General features: G+C 70.3%; 15 protein-coding genes. 1 reads left to right on the forward strand and 14 read right to left on the reverse strand.

Annotated features, from left to right (window positions below):
- Nucleotides 1-41 precede the first annotated feature (41 nt).
- From CFB35_RS31180 to CFB35_RS31235, 12 genes are all read right to left on the reverse strand, one after another.
- Nucleotides 42-1,154, reverse strand: coding sequence for an alkene reductase (locus tag CFB35_RS31180; protein ID WP_059574828.1), 1,113 nt, complete (start codon nucleotides 1,152-1,154; stop codon nucleotides 42-44).
- A 78-nt stretch (nucleotides 1,155-1,232) separates the two neighbouring features.
- On the reverse strand, nucleotides 1,233-2,450 hold the full coding sequence (locus CFB35_RS31185) for an MFS transporter (RefSeq protein ID WP_059574830.1): 1,218 nt from the start codon (nucleotides 2,448-2,450) through the stop codon (nucleotides 1,233-1,235).
- A gap of 181 nt (nucleotides 2,451-2,631) precedes the next feature.
- On the reverse strand, nucleotides 2,632-3,549 hold the full coding sequence (locus tag CFB35_RS31190; RefSeq protein ID WP_059574832.1) for a LysR family transcriptional regulator: 918 nt from the start codon (nucleotides 3,547-3,549) through the stop codon (nucleotides 2,632-2,634).
- A gap of 104 nt (nucleotides 3,550-3,653) precedes the next feature.
- The gene (locus CFB35_RS31195) at nucleotides 3,654-5,915 is read right to left on the reverse strand and encodes a molybdopterin cofactor-binding domain-containing protein (RefSeq protein ID WP_059574834.1); all 2,262 of its coding nucleotides are present in this window, start codon (nucleotides 5,913-5,915) and stop codon (nucleotides 3,654-3,656) included.
- The gene (locus CFB35_RS31200; protein ID WP_060310513.1) at nucleotides 5,915-6,415 is read right to left on the reverse strand and encodes a (2Fe-2S)-binding protein; all 501 of its coding nucleotides are present in this window, start codon (nucleotides 6,413-6,415) and stop codon (nucleotides 5,915-5,917) included. The genes CFB35_RS31195 and CFB35_RS31200 overlap by 1 nt, the downstream gene beginning before the upstream one ends.
- Complete coding sequence (locus CFB35_RS31205; RefSeq protein WP_089466081.1) at nucleotides 6,412-7,698, reverse strand: cytochrome c; 1,287 nt, start codon at nucleotides 7,696-7,698, stop codon at nucleotides 6,412-6,414. The genes CFB35_RS31200 and CFB35_RS31205 overlap by 4 nt, the downstream gene beginning before the upstream one ends.
- A gap of 277 nt (nucleotides 7,699-7,975) precedes the next feature.
- Complete coding sequence (locus CFB35_RS31210) at nucleotides 7,976-9,160, reverse strand: amidohydrolase family protein (protein ID WP_179231819.1); 1,185 nt, start codon at nucleotides 9,158-9,160, stop codon at nucleotides 7,976-7,978.
- Complete coding sequence (gene actP / locus CFB35_RS31215) at nucleotides 9,157-10,839, reverse strand: cation/acetate symporter ActP (protein WP_089466083.1); 1,683 nt, start codon at nucleotides 10,837-10,839, stop codon at nucleotides 9,157-9,159. The genes CFB35_RS31210 and actP overlap by 4 nt, the downstream gene beginning before the upstream one ends.
- On the reverse strand, nucleotides 10,836-11,195 hold the full coding sequence (locus CFB35_RS31220; protein WP_089466084.1) for a DUF485 domain-containing protein: 360 nt from the start codon (nucleotides 11,193-11,195) through the stop codon (nucleotides 10,836-10,838). Before CFB35_RS31220 ends, actP begins: the two co-directional genes overlap by 4 nt.
- A gap of 73 nt (nucleotides 11,196-11,268) precedes the next feature.
- Complete coding sequence (locus tag CFB35_RS31225; protein ID WP_089466085.1) at nucleotides 11,269-12,492, reverse strand: FAD binding domain-containing protein; 1,224 nt, start codon at nucleotides 12,490-12,492, stop codon at nucleotides 11,269-11,271.
- 1 nt (nucleotide 12,493) lies between these two features.
- Nucleotides 12,494-12,973, reverse strand: coding sequence for a VOC family protein (locus CFB35_RS31230; protein ID WP_059574848.1), 480 nt, complete (start codon nucleotides 12,971-12,973; stop codon nucleotides 12,494-12,496).
- Between the two features lie 156 nt (nucleotides 12,974-13,129).
- Nucleotides 13,130-13,402, reverse strand: coding sequence for a UBP-type zinc finger domain-containing protein (locus CFB35_RS31235; RefSeq protein ID WP_059574850.1), 273 nt, complete (start codon nucleotides 13,400-13,402; stop codon nucleotides 13,130-13,132).
- 234 nt (nucleotides 13,403-13,636) lie between these two features.
- Between CFB35_RS31235 and CFB35_RS31240 the strand changes: the two genes are divergently transcribed.
- Nucleotides 13,637-14,908 (forward strand): NAD(P)/FAD-dependent oxidoreductase, encoded by a 1,272-nt coding sequence (locus CFB35_RS31240; protein WP_059574852.1) that lies wholly within the window; start codon nucleotides 13,637-13,639, stop codon nucleotides 14,906-14,908.
- A gap of 40 nt (nucleotides 14,909-14,948) precedes the next feature.
- Here the strand turns inward: CFB35_RS31240 and CFB35_RS31245 are convergent, their stop codons facing one another.
- On the reverse strand, nucleotides 14,949-16,400 hold the full coding sequence (locus tag CFB35_RS31245; protein WP_059574854.1) for an efflux transporter outer membrane subunit: 1,452 nt from the start codon (nucleotides 16,398-16,400) through the stop codon (nucleotides 14,949-14,951).
- Nucleotides 16,397-17,449 (reverse strand): HlyD family secretion protein, encoded by a 1,053-nt coding sequence (locus tag CFB35_RS31250; protein ID WP_059575184.1) that lies wholly within the window; start codon nucleotides 17,447-17,449, stop codon nucleotides 16,397-16,399. The genes CFB35_RS31245 and CFB35_RS31250 overlap by 4 nt, the downstream gene beginning before the upstream one ends.
- Nucleotides 17,450-17,477: the final 28 nt, after the last annotated feature.

Raw genomic sequence — 17,477 nt, forward strand, 5'->3', positions numbered from 1 at the left:
CCGCGCCCGGCATGCCGGGCCCTGCGCGCCGCATGCGCGGATCATGCGTGCGACTGCGCGGCGTCGTGCCGCGCATAGTCGACGTAGCCGGCGCGGTCGCCGCCGTACCAGCCGATGGTCTTCGGCTCCGCGAGCGGTGCGCGGGCCGCGATGCGCTCCACGAGATCCGGGTTCGCGATGTACGCACGCGCAAACGCGACGAGATCGGCGTCGCCCGCGTCGATCAGCGCGTTCGCCGCGTCCGGTGAAATGCCGCCGTTGACGATCAGCGTGCCACGGAACGACCGCCGCGCGTGCTCGACGATGCGCGGCAGATCGGGCTCGCCGCTCCAGCCGTTGGTATCGGCCGCGTGCAGATAGGCGACGCCTGCCGCGTCGAGCATCCGGCCGACGTAGGCGAGCGTCGCGTCGGGGTCGGCGTCGCGCACGTTGTTGTATTTCGCGTACGGCGAGATGCGCACGCCGACGCGGTTCAACGGCATCACGCCGCCGACCGCGTCGACGATTTCCTCGAGAAAGCGCGCGCGGTTCGCGACCGAGCCGCCGTAGCGATCGTCGCGGCGGTTCAGCGTCGACGACAGGAACTGGTGCGGCAGGTAGCCGTTGGCCGCATGGATCTCGACACCGTCGAAGCCCGCGGCCATCGCGCGCGCGGCCGCCTGCCGGAATTCGTCGACGGTCGCGACGACTTCATCGGTCGTCATCGCGCGCGACGGCGTCGCATGAATCTTCGTGTAGTAGCCGTTCTGCAACTGTGCCCAGACCTGCAACTGTTCGAGGTCGTCGTTCACGCCGGACGGCGACAGCGGCGCGGCGCCGCCGAGCAGCGTCAGCGAGCTGACGCGGCCGCCGTGCCACAGCTGCGCGAAGATGCGCCCGCCGTTCGCGTGGACGGCGTCGGTGACGATTTTCCAGCCGGCGGCCTGTGCATCGTCGACGAGGCCGGGCGTCAGCTCGAACGCCGCGGAAGCCGCGCTGACGTTGGTGGCCTCGGTCACGATCAGGCCGGCCGACGCGCGCTGCGCGTAGTACTCGGCCATCAGTTCGGTGGGCAGGCCGCGCGACGGCGCGCGCGAGCGCGTCATCGGCCCCATCACGACGCGGTTCGGCAGCGCGAGGCCGCGCAGATCGTAGGCACTGAGCAGGGAAGACATGATGGACTCCTGTGGTTCGACGTGGAGCGGGGCGGCGGCGCGCCCCGCGAACGGATCGATTCGATGGGTGAGGGCGGCTCAACCCGCGGCGTGACGTTGCGCGTGCGTCCGCCCGACGAGCAGGTAGTGGGCGAGCGCGACGATCGGGAACGCGCCGGCCGCCGCGGCGACGAGCGGCCAGCCGCCACGCTCGTACAGCGGGCTCGCGAGCGCGGAGCCGACGGCGCCGCCGACGAAGATGCTCGTCATGTACAGCGCGTTCAGCCGGTTGCGGCTCGCCGCGTGCAGTGCGTAGATCTCGCGCTGGCCGAGCACCATGTTCATCTGCACCGCGAAGTCGAGCACGATGCCGGTGACGACGAGCCCGTACAGGCCGGTGCCGTGCACGAACCCGACCGCATACGACAGCGCGCCGGCCACGAGCGCGATCAGCGTCGCGCGCACCGTATGGCCGGCATCCGCCAGACGCCCGGCTACCGGCGCCGACGTCGCGCCGATCGCACCGACCAGCGCGAACAGGCCGATCGCCGATTGCGACAGTCCATAGTGACGCGTCAGTTCGACCGGCACGGCCGTCCAGAACAGGCTGAACGACGCGAACATCAGGCCCTGGTAGAACGCGCGGTGGCGCAGCACCGGCATCGTGCGAACGAGGTGCAGCAGCGAGCCGATCAGCTCGAAATAGGTCGCGCGGTGATCGGGCTGGCGCGACGGAATCGTCAGCGCGAGCACGGCCGTGACGAGCGTCATCAGCACGGCCGCGGCCGCGAACACGAAGCGCCAGCCGAATGCGTCGGCCACCACGCTCGACAGCGGGCGGGCCAGCAGGATGCCGAGTAGCAGCCCGCTCATGATCGTGCCGACGATGCGGCCGCGCGAATGATCCGGCGCGAGGTGCGCGGCGAGCGGCACGAGAATCTGCACGGCCACCGAGCTGAACCCGATCAGCAGCGAAACCGCGAGAAAGAGCCCGGGCGTGCGCACGAGCGCCGCCGCCGCGAGGCTCGCGATCGACACGACGGCCGTCACGATCATCAGCTTGCGGTTTTCGAGCAGGTCGCCGAGCGGCACGATGAAGAACAGGCCGAACGCATAGCCGATCTGCGTCAGCGACACGATCAGGCTCGCCGTGTCGTCGGACATGTGCAGGCTCGGCGCGATGAGCTCGGTGATCGGTTGTGCGTAGTACAGGTTCGCGACGATCGCGCCGCAACTGAAGGCGAACAGCAGGATCAGCCCCTGCGTGAGCTTGGCGCCGTGCGCGGGCGGCGCGAGCGGTGTTGAATCCGTTGACATGGTCGACTCCTGGAAAAGGGAAAGGCCGGCTACCGGAGCGTCGCGCCGGCATGGAGACCGGCCGGCCGCGATACGGTGCACCGCATTGCCGTCAATACTATTGATCAATCGATAAAGCCGGAAGCGGAACGCCGCGCAATCGAGCGTTGCGCGGCACGCAAAGGTGCCGCGCCGGGCGGGTTCAGCCGCGTTTGCCCTGCAGCGTCGGAATCTGCTCGAACAGCCCCGCGAGCCAGTCGACGAACACCTTCAGCTTGACCGGAATGTGCCGATTGGGCGGATACAGCACCGAGATCGGCCGGGCCGGCGCGTTGAAATCGGTCAGCACCTCGCGCAGCCGGCCCGATTTCAGGTACGGCTCGACGAGGTACAGCGACGTCTTGATCAGCCCGATGCCGGCGACGCCGCACTCGATGTAGTTGTCCGCGTCGTTGACGGCCACGGTGCCGCACATCTGCACGATGCGCGGCTCGCCGTCGACCACGTAGTCCCACGCGCGCGGCCGCCCGGTATCGGCGGAGATGTGACTGACCGCGACGTGCCGCGCGAGATCGTCGACGGTCTCCGGCTCGCCGAACCGCGCGAAATACGCGGGCGAGCCGCACGTGCAGGTGGTCAGGCTGCCGATCCGCCGCGCGATCATCCCCGAATCGTCCAGCGCGCCGATGCGCACCACGCAGTCGACCCCTTCGCCGACGAGGTCGATCTGCCGGTCGGTCACGCCGAGTTCGAGCATGATGTCCGGATGGGCGTCGAGAAACGCCGGCAGCGCGGGCACCGCGACCTGCTTCGCCATCGCCGGCGGCAGGTTCACCTTCAGCCGGCCGCGCGGCACGTTGCGCGCCTGCGAGACCGACGCCTCCATGTCGTCGATCTCGCGCAGCACCGCGACGGACCGTTCGTAGTAGGCCTGGCCGTCCTCGGTCAGCGAGATGCGGCGCGTGGTGCGGTTCAGCAGCCGGCAGCCGAGGTGCTGCTCGAGACCGCTCAGCAGCGCCGACACGCGCGGCGTGGTGAGGCCGGTCGTGTCGGACGCGCGCGTGAAGCTGCCGGTTTCGACGATGCGCGTGAACACGCGCATCGAAAGCAAGGTATCCATCGTCGGAAGTTCTCCAGCCTGTCGGCATGCGGCGCCGGTGCGTGCCGGCGCCGTCTGGTCGGATATCGGATATCGGGTATCGCGTAGCGGGGGCGACCGGGCCGCTATGCGTCGATGCGCTTTCTCAGCGCGTCGCCGGCAAACGGCATTTCACGCATGCGCTGGCCGGTCGCGTCGAAGATCGCGTTGGCCAGCGCGCCGGCGGTCGGCCCCATCGACGCCTCGGCCGCGCCGAGAAACGGCGCGCCGGGACGATTGATCAGATGAACCTTCACGCTTTGCGGCGCCGCCGAGAAACGCAGGATCGGATAGCTGCTCCAGTCGAAGCTGCGAATCCGTTCGGTGTCGTACTTCAGCGCCTCGTACAGCGTCCAGCTCGCGGCCTGCACGATGCCGCCCTCGATCTGGTTGCGGATCCCGTCCGGCGACACGACCTGGCCCGCGTCGACCGCCGCTTCCGCGCGCTCGAGCGTCACCTGGCCGGTTTCCGGCACGACCGACACCTCGACCGCGATCGCGACGTAGGCCATCAGGTTCTTGTACTTGCCGAACGCGAAGCCGACGCCGCGGTTGCGCGCACGCGGCGGCCGCGGCCAGCCGAAGTGCGTCGCGGCGAGCTTGATCACCTGCCGCGCGCGATGGTCGTCCATGTGGCGCAGCCGGAATTCGACCGGATCGACGCCGGCCGCATGCGCGAGCTCGTCCATGAAGCTTTCGATCGCCCAGACGTTGGTGTGCGCGCCGAGCGAGCGCATCGCGGAGGTCTGCAGCGGCATCGTCGGCGAGAAGTTGTTGACGATGTGCTGGTTCGGCAGCGCATACAGCGGAATCGCGTTGCGGTCGCCGCCGCCTTCCGGTTGCAGCATCGGCGTCGACGGCGCGGGCACGAACGGCGGCTCCAGCATGCGCGCCGGCAGCAGCCGGCCGGCGTTGACGATCCGCTCGTTGTGCGAGCTGCTCCACAACGCATAGTTCCAGTCGACGATGCGCCCGCTCGCGTCCAGCGATGCGCTGACCTCCGTCACCATCGCGGGCGTGAAGTGGTCCCACGTGTGTTCCTGTTCGCGCATCCATTGCACGCGAATCGGCTTGCCAGGCATCGCGGCGGCGATCAGCGCGGCGTGCGCGGCCGCGTCGTCCGCCGCATTGTGCCCGTAGCAGCCCGACCCCTCGGTGTGAATGCAGCGGATGCTCGACTTCGGCATCGACAGCATCTCGGCGAGCGCGTCGCGCAGCGGGTAGACGCCCTGCGAGTGCGTCCACACCGTCATCATCCCGTTCTCGAGATGCGCGACCGAACACGACGGCCCGATCGACCCGTGCAGCAGGTAGTTCTTCAGGAACGTCGCATTGAGCGTCTTCACGGCCGGCGCGGTGGCCGCGTGCGTGTTCGCGATCTCGATGCGCTGTGTCGCGATCCGCTTCAGGTCCGCGTGCACGGTGCCGCGCTCGGGCAGCGTGCGGCCCGGCGACCAGCGGCAGCCGGCGGCGAGCGCGCGCTGCGCGACCACCGCCTGCCATTCGCCCTGCGCGACGACCGCGAGCATGCTGCCGTTGCGCACGATCCGCACGACGCCCGGCAGCTTCAGGATCGCGGTTTCGTCGAACGACAGCAGCTTCGCTTCATATACCGGCGGCATCACGACGCGCGCGTGCAGCATGCCGGGCAACTGCATGTCCTGCACGTAGCTGACGCCGCCCGTGACCTTGTTCGGGATGTCGACGCGCGGCAGCGACGTGCCGATCACGGCGAACGTCGCCGGGTTCTTCAGCGGCGACGTGGGCGTCGCATTGCGATGCAGGTCGACCGTGCGGATCGCGTCGCCGTAGGTCATCGTGCGTCCGTCGGGCGCCGTGATCACCGCGTCGGCGGTCGTCAGCACGCGCGGCTCGACGCCGAAGCGCTTCGCCGCGCCTTCCACCAGCAGCGCACGCACCTGCGCGGCCGCGTTCAGCAGCGCGGAGCCGCTGTCGGCCATCGTGTGGCTGCCGGCCGTCAGGCCCTCGTCGGGCGACGCGCCGGTGTCGGCCGTCAGGAACGTGATCAGCGACGGCTTCATGTCGAGTTCCTCGGCGGCCACCTGCAGCAGCGCCGTGCGCACGCCGGTGCCGAGCTCGACCTTGCCGGTAAACACGGTGACCTTGCCGTCGGGCGCGATCTTGATCCATGCGTCGAGCAGCGGATTGGTCTTCAGGCTGCCGGCGAGCGCCTGCGTGGCTTTCGCCACGTGCACGGCCGCGCCTTCGTCGGCGATCACCAGCTGCGCGGCCGCGCGCGACGCGGGCGCGAGACTGAACGCGACGAACAGCGCGCCGGAGACGATGAAGTGCCGGCGGCTTTCGTCGATGTCGTCGTGGGAATTCATTACAGCCCCTTGCTGATCGTGACGGGAGCGGAAGCGGGTTCGGGGGCCGGCAGCCCCGCGACCGAGCGCACCGCCGCGAGAATCCGCATGTGCGTGCCGCAGCGGCACAGGTTCGGTTCCATGTGCGTGCGCAGTTCCTGTTCGGTCGGTTTCGGGTTGCGTTCGAGCAGCGCCTGCGCGCGCATGATCATCCCGGCGATGCAGTAGCCGCACTGCGCGGCCTGGTGCTCGATGAACGCGCGTTGCAGCGGGCCCGGACGCTCGGCGGTGCCGAGGCTCTCGATGGTACGCACGCTGCGCGAACCGACCGCGGCCACCGGCATCAGGCACGAGAACGTCGGCTTGCCGTCGACGATCACGGTGCACGCGCCGCACTGCCCGAGGCCGCAGCCGAACTTCGCGCCGTGCAGGTGCAGGTCGTTGCGCAGCGCGTACAGCAGCGGCGTGGACGGGTCGATGTCCAGCGTGTGGCGCACGCCGTTGACGGTGAGGGTGATCATCGTGCGGTGTCCTCTTTTCTGAGCTTCGCGGCCATCGCGTCGACGCCCGACCACGCGGGGCGGTCGGTATAGGTTTCTCGCACGTACGCGGCGAGATCGGCGATCTGCGCGTCGTCGTACTGGTCGACGAACGACGGCATGTAGTTGAGCGTATCCTCGCCGTGCCAGCCGATGCCGTTGAACATCATCTGGATCGCGTTGCGCGGCGTGTCTGCGTTGACCGCCGTGCTGAACGCGAGCGTCGGCCGTTCGCCGATCGACTGCATCGGCGCGGCCGGCCCGTGGCACTGCGCGCACGATGCCTGGAACAGCACCGCGCCGCGCTGCGCGGCCGGCGTCGTCGCGACGCGTTCGACCGGATGCGCAGCCGCGGCCGCACGTGCGTTCGCCGGTTTCTGGATCGACAGGATGTACGCGGCGATCGCCTCGACGTCCTCCACCGGCACCGTCGCGAGGTCGCGCGTGACAGGCAGCATCGGCCCGGCCGCCGCGCCGTGCTCGCTCGCGCGGCCGGTGCGCAGGTAGGTGACGAGCTGTGCCTGCGTCCACGGCCGCGCGGCATCCCCGAGCGCATTGAGCGGGGGCGCTTCCCAGCCGTCGACGATGCCGCCGTCGAACGCGCGGCCGCGCTGCTCGCCGCCGATCGCGTTCAGCGGCGAATGGCACGATGCGCAGTGGCCGAGCCCGTCGACGAGCATCCTGCCGCGGTTCCATTGCGCGGACTGCGCAGGGTCGGGTTGATATGCGCCTTCGTGCAGGAACAGCACGTTCCAGAACGCCACCAGCGGCCGGAAGTTCAGCGGGAATATCAGGTCGTTGGCGGGCGCCGTCGCGCGCACCGGCTCGCGGGTCATCAGGTACGCATACGCGGCGGCGATGTCGTCGTCGGACATCCGCGTGAAATGGATGTACGGAAACGCCGGATAGAGCGGCTGGCCGTTGCGTCCGATGCCGGTGCGCAGCGCGCGGGCGAACGCGTCGCGCGACCAGCGGCCGATCCCCGTTTCGGCATCCGGCGTGATGTTGGTCGCGTAGATCGTGCCGAACGGCGTCGCGAGCGGCAGCCCGCCCGCGAATGGCTTGCCGTCCTTCGCGGTGTGGCACACGACGCAGTCGCCGAGCGCGACGACGCGCGCGCCGGCGCGCACGAGTTGCGGATCGAACGAAGCGGGGGCGGGCGGATCGATCGGCGCGATCGACGGCCGCACCATGATGCCGATCGCGATCGCCAGGCCGGCGACCGCGATGCCGGCCGCGCCGAACCAGAGTCGTTTGTGCTTCATGCGCGCTCCGCGCGAAGCGGTGCGCCGCACGTCGCGCGCGGCGTGCCCGGGCCGTCGTGCGGCGGCCGGCCGGGCCGCGAACGCGTTGCGGCGAGGCGGTAATTGGCAACTGGATTCACGTCGTCACTCCATCAGTCGAAAAGGCGCGCGGGCTGGCCAGCGCGGTCGCTCTTGCAGCCAGTCTACGCAGACGCCCGCATCATTTCCTGAAGTCCGGCTGAAACGTTCTGAACGGCGGGCCGGGCCGGTTCGGCGACATCCGGCACGCGCGCGCCAGCTAGATCCGCAGCAGCCGGCCCGCATTGCCGCCGAGCACCATCGCGCGCTGGTCGTCGGGCAGGTCCAGCCGATCGAGAAAACGCACCGGTTGCGCGTAGCCCATGTCGAAACAATAGTCGCTGCCGAGCACCAGCCGGTCGATGCCGACGTTCTCGATCAGGAAGCTCAGCACCGGCCCCGAGTGGGACACCGTGTCGTAGCTGAAGCGCCGCAGATAGCTGCTCGGCTTGTGCGCGAGCCGGCGCGTTTCCGGCCGGACGGCCCAGCCGGCGTCCAGCCGGCCGACGAGGATCGGCAGCGCGCCGCCCGCATGCGGCAGCGTGACATGCAGCGCCGGATGGCGGTCGAGCACGCCGCCGAGGATCAGGTGCGAGGCGGCGATGGCCGTATCGAACGGATTGCCGAGCAGGTTGCTCAGGTAGAAATCGCCGAGGCGCGCGCCGCCGACGGTTTGCTGCGGATGCAGGAACACCGGCAGCCCGAGCTGTTCGATGCGCGCGAACACCGGCGCGAACCGCGGATCGTCGAGGTCGCGGTTGTCGATGTTCGTGCCCATGTACACGCCGCGCACGCCCGGCAGCGTCGACGCGCGCTCGAGCTCGTCGATCGCGTCGGTCGCGTCGAGCATCGGCAGCGTCGCGAGTACGACGAAGCGCGCCGGATGCCGCTGGTGCACGCGCGACGCGGCCGTATTCCATGCGCGCGCCAGTTTCGCGTTGAACGGCCGGTCGCCCCAGTACGCCATCGGCACGCTCAGCGACAGCGCCTGCACGTCGACGCCCGACGCGTCCATGTCCGCGAGCCGCGCATCGACGTCGATGAATTTCATCGGCAGCGGCCCGAGGCCGCCGGCCGGCGTGCGGAACGTGAACGTCGTGCCGTCGCACGCGAATGCGCCGCCGAAGCGCTTGCCGTCGCCGCCGACGAGGTCGCAGAAGCTTTCCGGGTAGTAATGCGCGTGGATGTCGATCGCGCGCGGACGCCGGCCAGCCAGCGTGGCCGAAGCGGCCGACACGGCCGACACGGCCGACACGGCCGACACGGCCGACACGGCCGACACGGCCGACGCGGGCGCCGGTTGCGCCGCCGCGGCGGGGCGTCCGGCAACGGCCGCGCCGGCAAGCGCGGCGAACGCGCCGAGCATGCGGCGGCGCCCGGCGGACAGACAGCAGGGGCAGGTCATCGAATCGTCTCCAGGTCGGGATTGTCGTGTTGCCGCGCGCCGTGGCGCGGCAGGGTGCCGAGTTCGCATGCGACGAGCTGCGCGTCGAAGCGCGCGCGTTCGCGTCGCGCGCGGGCCGACCCGTCGGTGGCCGATACCGCGACGATCGCGATGAACGCGGCGGCCATCGAGAACAGCGCCGGATATTCGTACGGGTAGGGCGCGTGCGCATGGCCGAGCACCTGGACCCAGACGGTCGGGCTCAGCACGGTGAGCGTGACCGCCGTGACGAGGCCGATCGTGCCGCCGGCCACCGCGCCGCGCGTCGACAGGCCGCGCCAGTAGATCGAGAGCAGCAGCACCGGAAAATTCGAGCTGGCGGCGATCGAGAACGTGAGGCTGACGATGAACGCGATGTTCTGCTTCTCGAATGCGATGCCCAGCACGATCGCGAGCACGCCGAGCACCAGCGTCGTCGCGCGTGCGACGCGCATTTCGTCGCGGTCGGTCGCCCGGCCGCGGCGCAGCACGTTCGCATAGAGGTCGTGCGAGATCGCGGACGAGCCGGCGAGCGTCAGCCCGGCGACCACGGCGAGAATCGTCGAGAACGCGACCGCGCAGATGAAGCCGAGGAAAAAGTTGCCGCCGACCGCATGCGCGAGATGGATCGCCACCATGTTCGCGCCGCCCGCGACCGCGCCGGAGGCATCGTGATACCGCGGGTCCGCCGCGACGAGCGCGATCGTGCCGAAGCCGATCACGATGATCAGCGCATAGCCGGCCCCGACGATGCCCGTCGCATGGAGGATGCTCTTGCGCGCCGCGCCGACGTCGCCGACCGTGAAGAAGCGCATCAGGATGTGCGGCAGGCCGGCCGTGCCGAAGATCAGCGCGAGGCCGAGCGATACCGCGGACACCGGATCGGACACGAGGCCGCCCGGCCGCATGATGGCCGCGTGCTTCGGATGGACGCGCAACGCCTGCGCGAACAGCGCGTCGAGGCTGAAGCCGAAGCGGCTCAGCACCATGAACGCCATGAAGGCCGCGCCGGCGAGCAGCAGCACGGCCTTGACGATCTGGATCCACGTGGTGGCGAGCATGCCGCCGAAGAATACGTAGACGACCATCAGCACGCCGACGATCACCACCGCGATCGTGTAGTCGAGCCCGAACAGCAGCTCGACGAGCTTGCCGGCGCCGACCATCTGCGACACGAGATACAGCAGGACGATGACGATCGAGCTCGACGCGGCGAACGCACGGATCGGCCGTTGCTGCAGCCGATACGACACGACGTCGGCGAGCGTGTACTTGCCGAGATTGCGCAACGGCTCCGCGATCAGGAACAGGATGATCGGCCAGCTCGCGAGAAAGCCGACCGAATAGATCAGCCCGTCGTAACCGCTCGTGAACACGAGCGCCGAGATGCCGAGCAGCGACGCGGCCGACATGTAGTCGCCGGCGATCGCCCAGCCGTTCTGCAGCGCGGTGATGCGCCCGCCGGCCGCGTAATGATCGGCGACGCTGCGGTTCTGGCGGGCGGCCCAGCGCGTGATGACGAGCGTCGACGCGACGAACAGCACGAACATGCCGATGGCGACCGGATTGTGCGGATGCGCGAGCGCGGCGGGGCCGGCCGCGAACGCCGGCGCCGCGGCGACCGCGGCCGCGGTGACGAGGATGGCGACGGTGCGTTTCATTGGCCGCCTCCGTCGCGGATCGACGCGACGAGCGCGTCGTGCACCGCATTCGCACGCCACACGTACAGCGCGACGAGTGCGAACGTCGCGACGAACATGCCGAAACCGACCGGGATGCCCCACGTGGTCGGGCGGCCCGCCACGATCGGCCGGCCGAGCCATGCCGGCGAGAACGCGAGCGACAGGATGAATGCGAAGTAAAGCGCGAGCATGACCGCGGTCAGCGACCACGCGAATCGCCTCCTTCGCGTGACGAGATGGCGGAAGCGGGCATCGCGCAGCAGCGGATGCATGGCCGCGGCGGGCAGGTCCGGATCGGGTGCGGGGCCGGCGGCAGCCGGAATCGAGCGGTTCACGGTGTCTCCTTGTCGGTATCGGATGGGGCGCGATGCGGCGGGCGCGACACGTCGTGCATGCGCCCGTCGGTGGTCAGAGCGACGGCGGCACGGCCGTTTCGCGCATCACGACTTCCGCGGTGCGGTAACGCTCGGCCATCTCGCGTTCGGTGTCGTTCTTCAGTTGCGCCTGCATGTACGCGCCGAGATGGCGCGCGTGTTCGACGATCGCGGCGCCGAACGCGGTGCGCGTGTCGCTGTACGCGTGCAGTGCGTCGAGCGGATCGGCATGCGCGGCCAGCGCGCCGACGAGCGCCAGCGCGTCGCCCGCGGCCTTCGTGACGCCCATTCCGCAATGCGGCCGCGCGACGAATGCGGCATCGCCGAGCAGCGCGATGCGGCCGAACGCCATGCGCGGCACCTCGAGATCGTAGATCGGCTGGAACAGCGGCTGCGCGGCGCGCGACACGACTTCCGCGAACTGCGGCGCGAGCAATGCATGCGCGGCGTCTTCCATGTCGGCGAGCACGTCGCGGCGGATCAGCGTCGGTGGAATGCCGGCCGCCCACAGCTTGCCCGTCGCGTCGGTGAGCAGGTTCGGCAGGTCGGTGTCCTCGCGGGTCGCGCGATACCACACGAAGTTGTAGCGGCGCTCGCCGGGCTGCGTGCTGTTGTGCTGGCCGGCGACCGGGTAGCCGAGGATCTGCTCGTGCGGCGGCAGGCCGAACGCGAACTTGTCGAACAGCGCCGCATGCGTGCGCCCGGACAGTTCGCGTTCGTCGACGAGGCCGCGCCACGCGACATAGCCCGCGTACTGCAGACGCGCGTCCGGCAGCAACCGTTCGCGGATCGCCGAACGGAAGCCGTCGGCCGCGACGACGAGGTCGGCATGCACGACCGATCCGTCGGCCAGCGTGAGCGTCGCGCGCTCGGGCCCGTCCGCGACGTCGGCGACGACGGCCCCCGCGTGATGGTGCTGGTCGGGCAGCGCGGCGCGCAACACGTGGTACATCTTGCTCCATGCGGTCAGCGTCTGCGGCTGTGGCCGCTCGGCGGCGAGCGTACCGTCCCGCGCCAGCGTGATGCGCGATTCGACGTTCACGCCGATCGATGCGTCGATGCGCACGCCGGCCGCGCGCAGCACGTCGAACAGCTCCGGATGCGTGACGATGCCGGCGCCGCGGCCGGACAGCGCGTCGGGCACGCGTTCGAACACGTCCACGTCCCAGCCGTGGCGCAGCAGCAGGTTGGCGGCGAACAGCCCGCCCAGCGAGCCGCCGACGATGGCGGCCTTGCGATGCGTCGAAGTGGTGCGCATGTCAGTCTCCACGGGTGGCGGCGGCCGCTGCGGCGCCGCGTATGTCGAGGCCGGCGACTTCGGCGGCCGGGTAGTTCAGTTCGATCGTCACGCCCGACGGATCCTCGATGAACACCTGATGCAGCCCGAGCCTCGGCACGGTGCGGTCGCGCCACGCGATGCGCTCGTCACGCAGCGTGCGCCACATCGCCTCGACGCCGGTCGCGACGAACGCGATGTGGTCGACGGTGCCGGTGCCCGCGGCCGGCACGGGCTTGTCGCCGAGATACGCGGCCAGCCCGTGGGGGTTGGCCGGATCGATGCCGATCAGGTGGACCGTGCCGTAATCGGCTTCGTCGTCGCCGAGATAGAGCCACGCGCCCGGAAAGTCGAACGGCGGGCGGTAGCCGCGTCTGAAGCCGAGCACGCGTTCGTAGAAGCGGCACGAGGCTTCGAGATCAGGCGTGCGGATCGAGTAATGCGCGAGTCGCGAGACAGGCATGGCGAACCTCTTGTTTATCGAAGGATAAGTTATCGTTCGATAAATTCTAGGCCGAAAACGACGCGGCGCAAAGCCGTGATCCAGCCGTGTTAACCCTTGGCCCGGAACCGGGGGCGAATCGGCGACGAACGGGCGCCGAGTGCGCCGCGCGTCACGTTACGACGGCACCTCGCCGGCGACGACTTCGTCCTCGTAGCACCAGATCCAGCGCTCGCCGGGCTCGATCGAGCGGACGAGCCGGTGTCCGGTGTCGCGGAAATGCCGGCTCGCGTGGCGATTCGGCGACGAGTCGCAGCAGCCGACGTGTCCGCAGATCAGGCACATCCGCAAATGCACCCAGCCGCTGCCCGATTTGATGCATTCCTCGCAGTAGTCCTTGTCGGTGTCGAGCACGCGTGCTTCGTCGAGATGCGTACAGGCGATGGCCATCTTGCGCTCCGGTGCCGGCGCGGGGAACGACGCTTGCGACGCGGCCGGCGCGATGCCGCAAGCGGGGACGGGGATGCCGCATTGTGCGGCGCCGCGCGGCGGCCGCGCCTTAATTGTTATGAAATCGCGCGTGCGGCGCGTCGGCGCGGCGTACAGTCGCGGTGCGTCCGGCTCACCCTTTTATCCTGGCGACGGCCGGACCGCATCCAGCATCGATTTCTTCGGGAGCCGCGCATGATTCAGTCGCAACTGGTCCGGATCGTCGGCCTGCCGCACAGCAAGGACGCGTACGCGATCCGCGATTTCCTGCAGCGGCGCATGGTCGCGTACGACTGGTGCGAGCTGACGTCCGACGCCGACTGCGCGCGCGAGCTCGGCATCGCGCCGCTGCGCGACATCCGGCTGCCGGTCGTGATCTTTCCGGACGGCTCGCGCCTGTACCAGCCGACGCTGGCCGACATCGCCGCGCGGCTCGGCTGGGTCGCGCGGCCGCGCTTCGTCGAATACGACGTGTCGATCTACGGCGCCGGGCCGGCCGGGTTGTCGGCGGCGGTCTACGCGGCGTCCGAAGGGCTGCGCGCGGTCGTGATCGAGCGCGGCGCGGTGGGCGGGCAGGCCGGCACGAGTTCGCTGATCGAGAACTACATGGGCTTCCCCGACGGCATTCCGGGCGCGGAACTCGCGGAACGCGCGCGCGAGCAGGCGGTCAAGTTCGGCGTCGAGCTGCTGACGATGCGCGAGGGCGTGCATGCGACCTTTGTCGACGGCAAGATCCGCGTCGAGCTCGCCGACGGGTCGACCCTGGTCGCGCGCGCGAACATCTGCGCGACCGGCATCGAATATCGCAGCCTCGGCCTGCCGGAAGAGCCGGCGTTCCTGAATGCAGGGCTGTTCTACGGCGCCGGTTCGAGCGAAGCGCCGATGTGCGCGGGCGAGCAGGTGTTCATCGTCGGCGGCGGCAACTCGGCCGGCCAGGCCGCGATGAATTTCTCGCGGCACGCGCGTCAGGTGACGATGCTCGTGCGCGGTGCGTCGCTCGCCGACACGCTGTCGCGCTACCTGATCGACCGGATCGAGCGGACGCCGAACATCGAGGTCCGCTACCAGTCGAGCGTCGTTGCCCTGCACGGCGACGGCTGGCTCGACGCGATCGAGCTTCGCTCGGCGGACGGCACGCGCGAACGGCTGCCGGCCACGCGCCTGTTCGTGTGCATCGGCGGCGCGCCGAACACCGACTGGGCGAAGGATACCGACATCATCCGCAATCCGGACGGTTATCTGGTCACCGGCGGCGACCTGTACGACTGTCCGGCGTTCGAGCGCGTGTGGCCGCTCGAGCGCCGGCCGTACCATCTGGAAACCAGCGTGCCGGGATCGTTCGCGGCCGGCGACGTGCGATCGGGGTCGGTCAAGCGCGTCGCGTCGGCGGTCGGCGAAGGCGCGATGGCCGTGACCTTCGTGCACCGGTTTCTCGGCGAGGACGCACATCGCCTCGCGAGGGCCTGACGCGCGTGCGAAGGCGTCGCGACCGCCCCGGATCGCGGTTTCATCCGGCGTCGGCCTGCGTCGAACCGCGCGACCCGTCATCGCGCGACCCGTCACGGCCCGTCCGCGCCGGCGGCGTCCACCCGCCGCCCAACGCACGCACGAGGCTCACCGTCGCGATCGCGAGCGCCTGCCGGCTGTGAATCAGCTGGCGCCGCGCGTTCAGTGCGTCGCGATCGGCATCGATGACTTCGAGGTAGCTGACGTAACCGTGCGCGTAACGGCTCAGCGACAGGCGCGCCGCCGCGTCGGTCGCGCGCGCGGCGCTGGCGTAGCGTGCGATCCGTTCCTTTTGCGCGGCGATGTCGTTGAGCGCGTCCTGCACGTCGCGCAGCGCGCCGAGCGCCGTCGCGCGATAGTTCGCGTCGGCGATGTCCGTGCCGGCCCGCGCGGCGGCAACCGCCGCGTCGCGCTTGCCGCCGTCGAACAGCGTCAGTGCGACGTTCGCGCCGAGGCTCCACAGCGAGCTGTTGCGGTCGAGAAACGAGCGCAGGTCGCGGGTGGCGAAACCGCCGTCGGCGGTCAGCGTCAGCGTGGGCAACCACGCGGTGCGCGCGATGCCCAGTTCGAGCGACGCCGCATCGGCGCGCCGCGCGGCCGCGAACACGTCGGGGCGTCGCGCCAGCAGCGCGGACGGCAGCCCGGCCGGCACGTCCGGCACGCGCACGGGTACGGCGCGCGTGTCGACGTCGAACGCAGTCGGCGACACGCCGGTCAGCACCGCGATGGCGTCGACGAGGTTGTCGCGCAGCCGGCGGCTTTCCGCGAGATCGGCATGCGCGGTATCGAGGTCGGCCGACGCGCGCAGCCCGTCGAGGTCGCTCGCCGCGCCGGCCCGCACGCGTGCGGCGATCACGTCCAGCGCGGTGCGGCGCAGCCCGATCGCTCTGTCGAGCGTCGCGAGATCGTCGTCGACGTAGCGTAGCGTCAGGTAGTCGACGGCGACTTCGGTCGCGATCCTCAAGCGGATCGCATCGCGATCGGCCGCGGCCTGCAGCACGTTCTGTTCGCCGACGTCGGCGTCGCCGCGCAAGCGCCCCCATAGATCGACTTCGTAGCTCGCGGCGACGGGAACCGACCAGTTGTGCATCGTCCGCTTCGGCAGCGCGTTGTCGACCGTGCCCGATACGCGCGTGCGGCTGAACGACGGATCGACGCGCACGGTCGGCGCGAGCGCGGCATCGCGGATGCCGAGCAGCGCCCGCGCCTGGTCGACGCGCGCGGCCGCCGCGCGGATATCGAGGTTGTGCGCGAGCGCGGCGTCGACGAGGCGGCCGAGCTGCGGATCGCCGAACCACGCGGGCCATGCCGCGAGCGACGGCGCACCCGCATCGGTCGACGGATCGGCATGGCGGAACCCGTCGTGTCCGACCGGGACGGGCGCGAGCGGTTGCGGCGAGATCGAGCACGCGGCCAGCACGCTCGCGGCGACGAGGATGCATGCGCGCTTCATCGCGATTCACCGCCGGGTTGCAGCGTGACGACGACCGACAGCCCGGGCCGGATGCGTGGCTCCGTCGCCGCCGGGCCGTCGAGCAGGATCTTCACGGGCACCCGTTGCGTGACCTTCGTGAAATTGCCGGTCGCGTTGTCGGGCGGCAGCAGCGCGAACTGCGCGCCCGTCGCGGGCGACAGGCTGTCGATGCGGCCGGTGAACGCGCGCTGCGGCAGCGCATCGAAGCGCAGTTGCACGGCGTCGCCGGCGCGCACGTGCCGCAGTTGCGTCTCGCGGAAATTGGCGACGATCCACGGATGCGGCTCGACCAGCGTGAGCAGCGCCTGACCGGGCGCGACATGCTCGCCGGTCTCGACGGTCTTCTTGCCGACGTAGCCGTCCGACGGCGCGACGACCGTCGTGTACCCGAGCTGCAACTGCGCGTCGCGCAGCTCGGCATCGTTCTGGCTCGACGCGGCATCGGCGGCCTGAGCGGCGGCGGCGGCGCTGCGCCGTTGCGCATCGGCCGCCGCGACGCGCGCGCGGGCCGACTTGCGTGCGGCATCGGCCGCATCGAACTCCTGCTTCGACAAGCCGCGCGGCGTCTCGCGGGTCAGCTCGCGGGCACGCGCGTAATCAAGTTCGGCTTTTTCGGCATCGGCGTGCGCCGACACGAGCGCCGCGTCCGCCTGTTCGATCAGCGCGCGTGCGCGGCTCGCATCGGCATGCGCCTGGGCGACGCGTGCGCGCTGCACCGCGACGCGCACGTCGAAATCGCGGCGGTCGATCTGCACGAGCGCGTCGCCCGCATGCACGAACTGGTTGTCGTCGACGAGCACGCGCTCGACCGCGCCGGCCACGCGCGGCGAGATCACGTGCAGGTGGCCGGTCACGTACGCGTCGTCGGTGCCGCGATCGCGTGCGTCGAACTCGTACACGAGCAACGCGACGAGCAACAGCGCGAGCACGGCGATCGCGACGACGGCCGGCCGGCGCGAGCGCGCGGGCGCGGGCGTGGAAGGCGCGGAGGCCGCGGAAGATCGGGTATCGGGCGAGGGCGGGGTCATGATCGGCACACTCCATCGTACGGACGGG

This window comes from Burkholderia sp. AU16482 (assembly GCF_002223285.1).
Classification (GTDB): domain Bacteria; phylum Pseudomonadota; class Gammaproteobacteria; order Burkholderiales; family Burkholderiaceae; genus Burkholderia; species Burkholderia semiarida.

Coding starts and splice junctions, on each gene's coding strand:
- CFB35_RS31180 (WP_059574828.1), bottom strand. CDS start 1,154: ATGTCTTCCCTGCTCAGTGCCTACGATCTGCGCGGCCTCGCGCTGCCG.
- CFB35_RS31185 (WP_059574830.1), bottom strand. CDS start 2,450: ATGTCAACGGATTCAACACCGCTCGCGCCGCCCGCGCACGGCGCCAAG.
- CFB35_RS31190 (WP_059574832.1), bottom strand. CDS start 3,549: ATGGATACCTTGCTTTCGATGCGCGTGTTCACGCGCATCGTCGAAACC.
- CFB35_RS31195 (WP_059574834.1), bottom strand. CDS start 5,915: ATGAATTCCCACGACGACATCGACGAAAGCCGCCGGCACTTCATCGTC.
- CFB35_RS31200 (WP_060310513.1), bottom strand. CDS start 6,415: ATGATCACCCTCACCGTCAACGGCGTGCGCCACACGCTGGACATCGAC.
- CFB35_RS31205 (WP_089466081.1), bottom strand. CDS start 7,698: ATGAAGCACAAACGACTCTGGTTCGGCGCGGCCGGCATCGCGGTCGCC.
- CFB35_RS31210 (WP_179231819.1), bottom strand. CDS start 9,160: ATGACCTGCCCCTGCTGTCTGTCCGCCGGGCGCCGCCGCATGCTCGGC.
- actP (WP_089466083.1), bottom strand. CDS start 10,839: ATGAAACGCACCGTCGCCATCCTCGTCACCGCGGCCGCGGTCGCCGCG.
- CFB35_RS31225 (WP_089466085.1), bottom strand. CDS start 12,492: ATGCGCACCACTTCGACGCATCGCAAGGCCGCCATCGTCGGCGGCTCG.
- CFB35_RS31230 (WP_059574848.1), bottom strand. CDS start 12,973: ATGCCTGTCTCGCGACTCGCGCATTACTCGATCCGCACGCCTGATCTC.
- CFB35_RS31235 (WP_059574850.1), bottom strand. CDS start 13,402: ATGGCCATCGCCTGTACGCATCTCGACGAAGCACGCGTGCTCGACACC.
- CFB35_RS31240 (WP_059574852.1), top strand. CDS start 13,637: ATGATTCAGTCGCAACTGGTCCGGATCGTCGGCCTGCCGCACAGCAAG.
- CFB35_RS31245 (WP_059574854.1), bottom strand. CDS start 16,400: ATGAAGCGCGCATGCATCCTCGTCGCCGCGAGCGTGCTGGCCGCGTGC.
- CFB35_RS31250 (WP_059575184.1), bottom strand. CDS start 17,449: ATGACCCCGCCCTCGCCCGATACCCGATCTTCCGCGGCCTCCGCGCCT.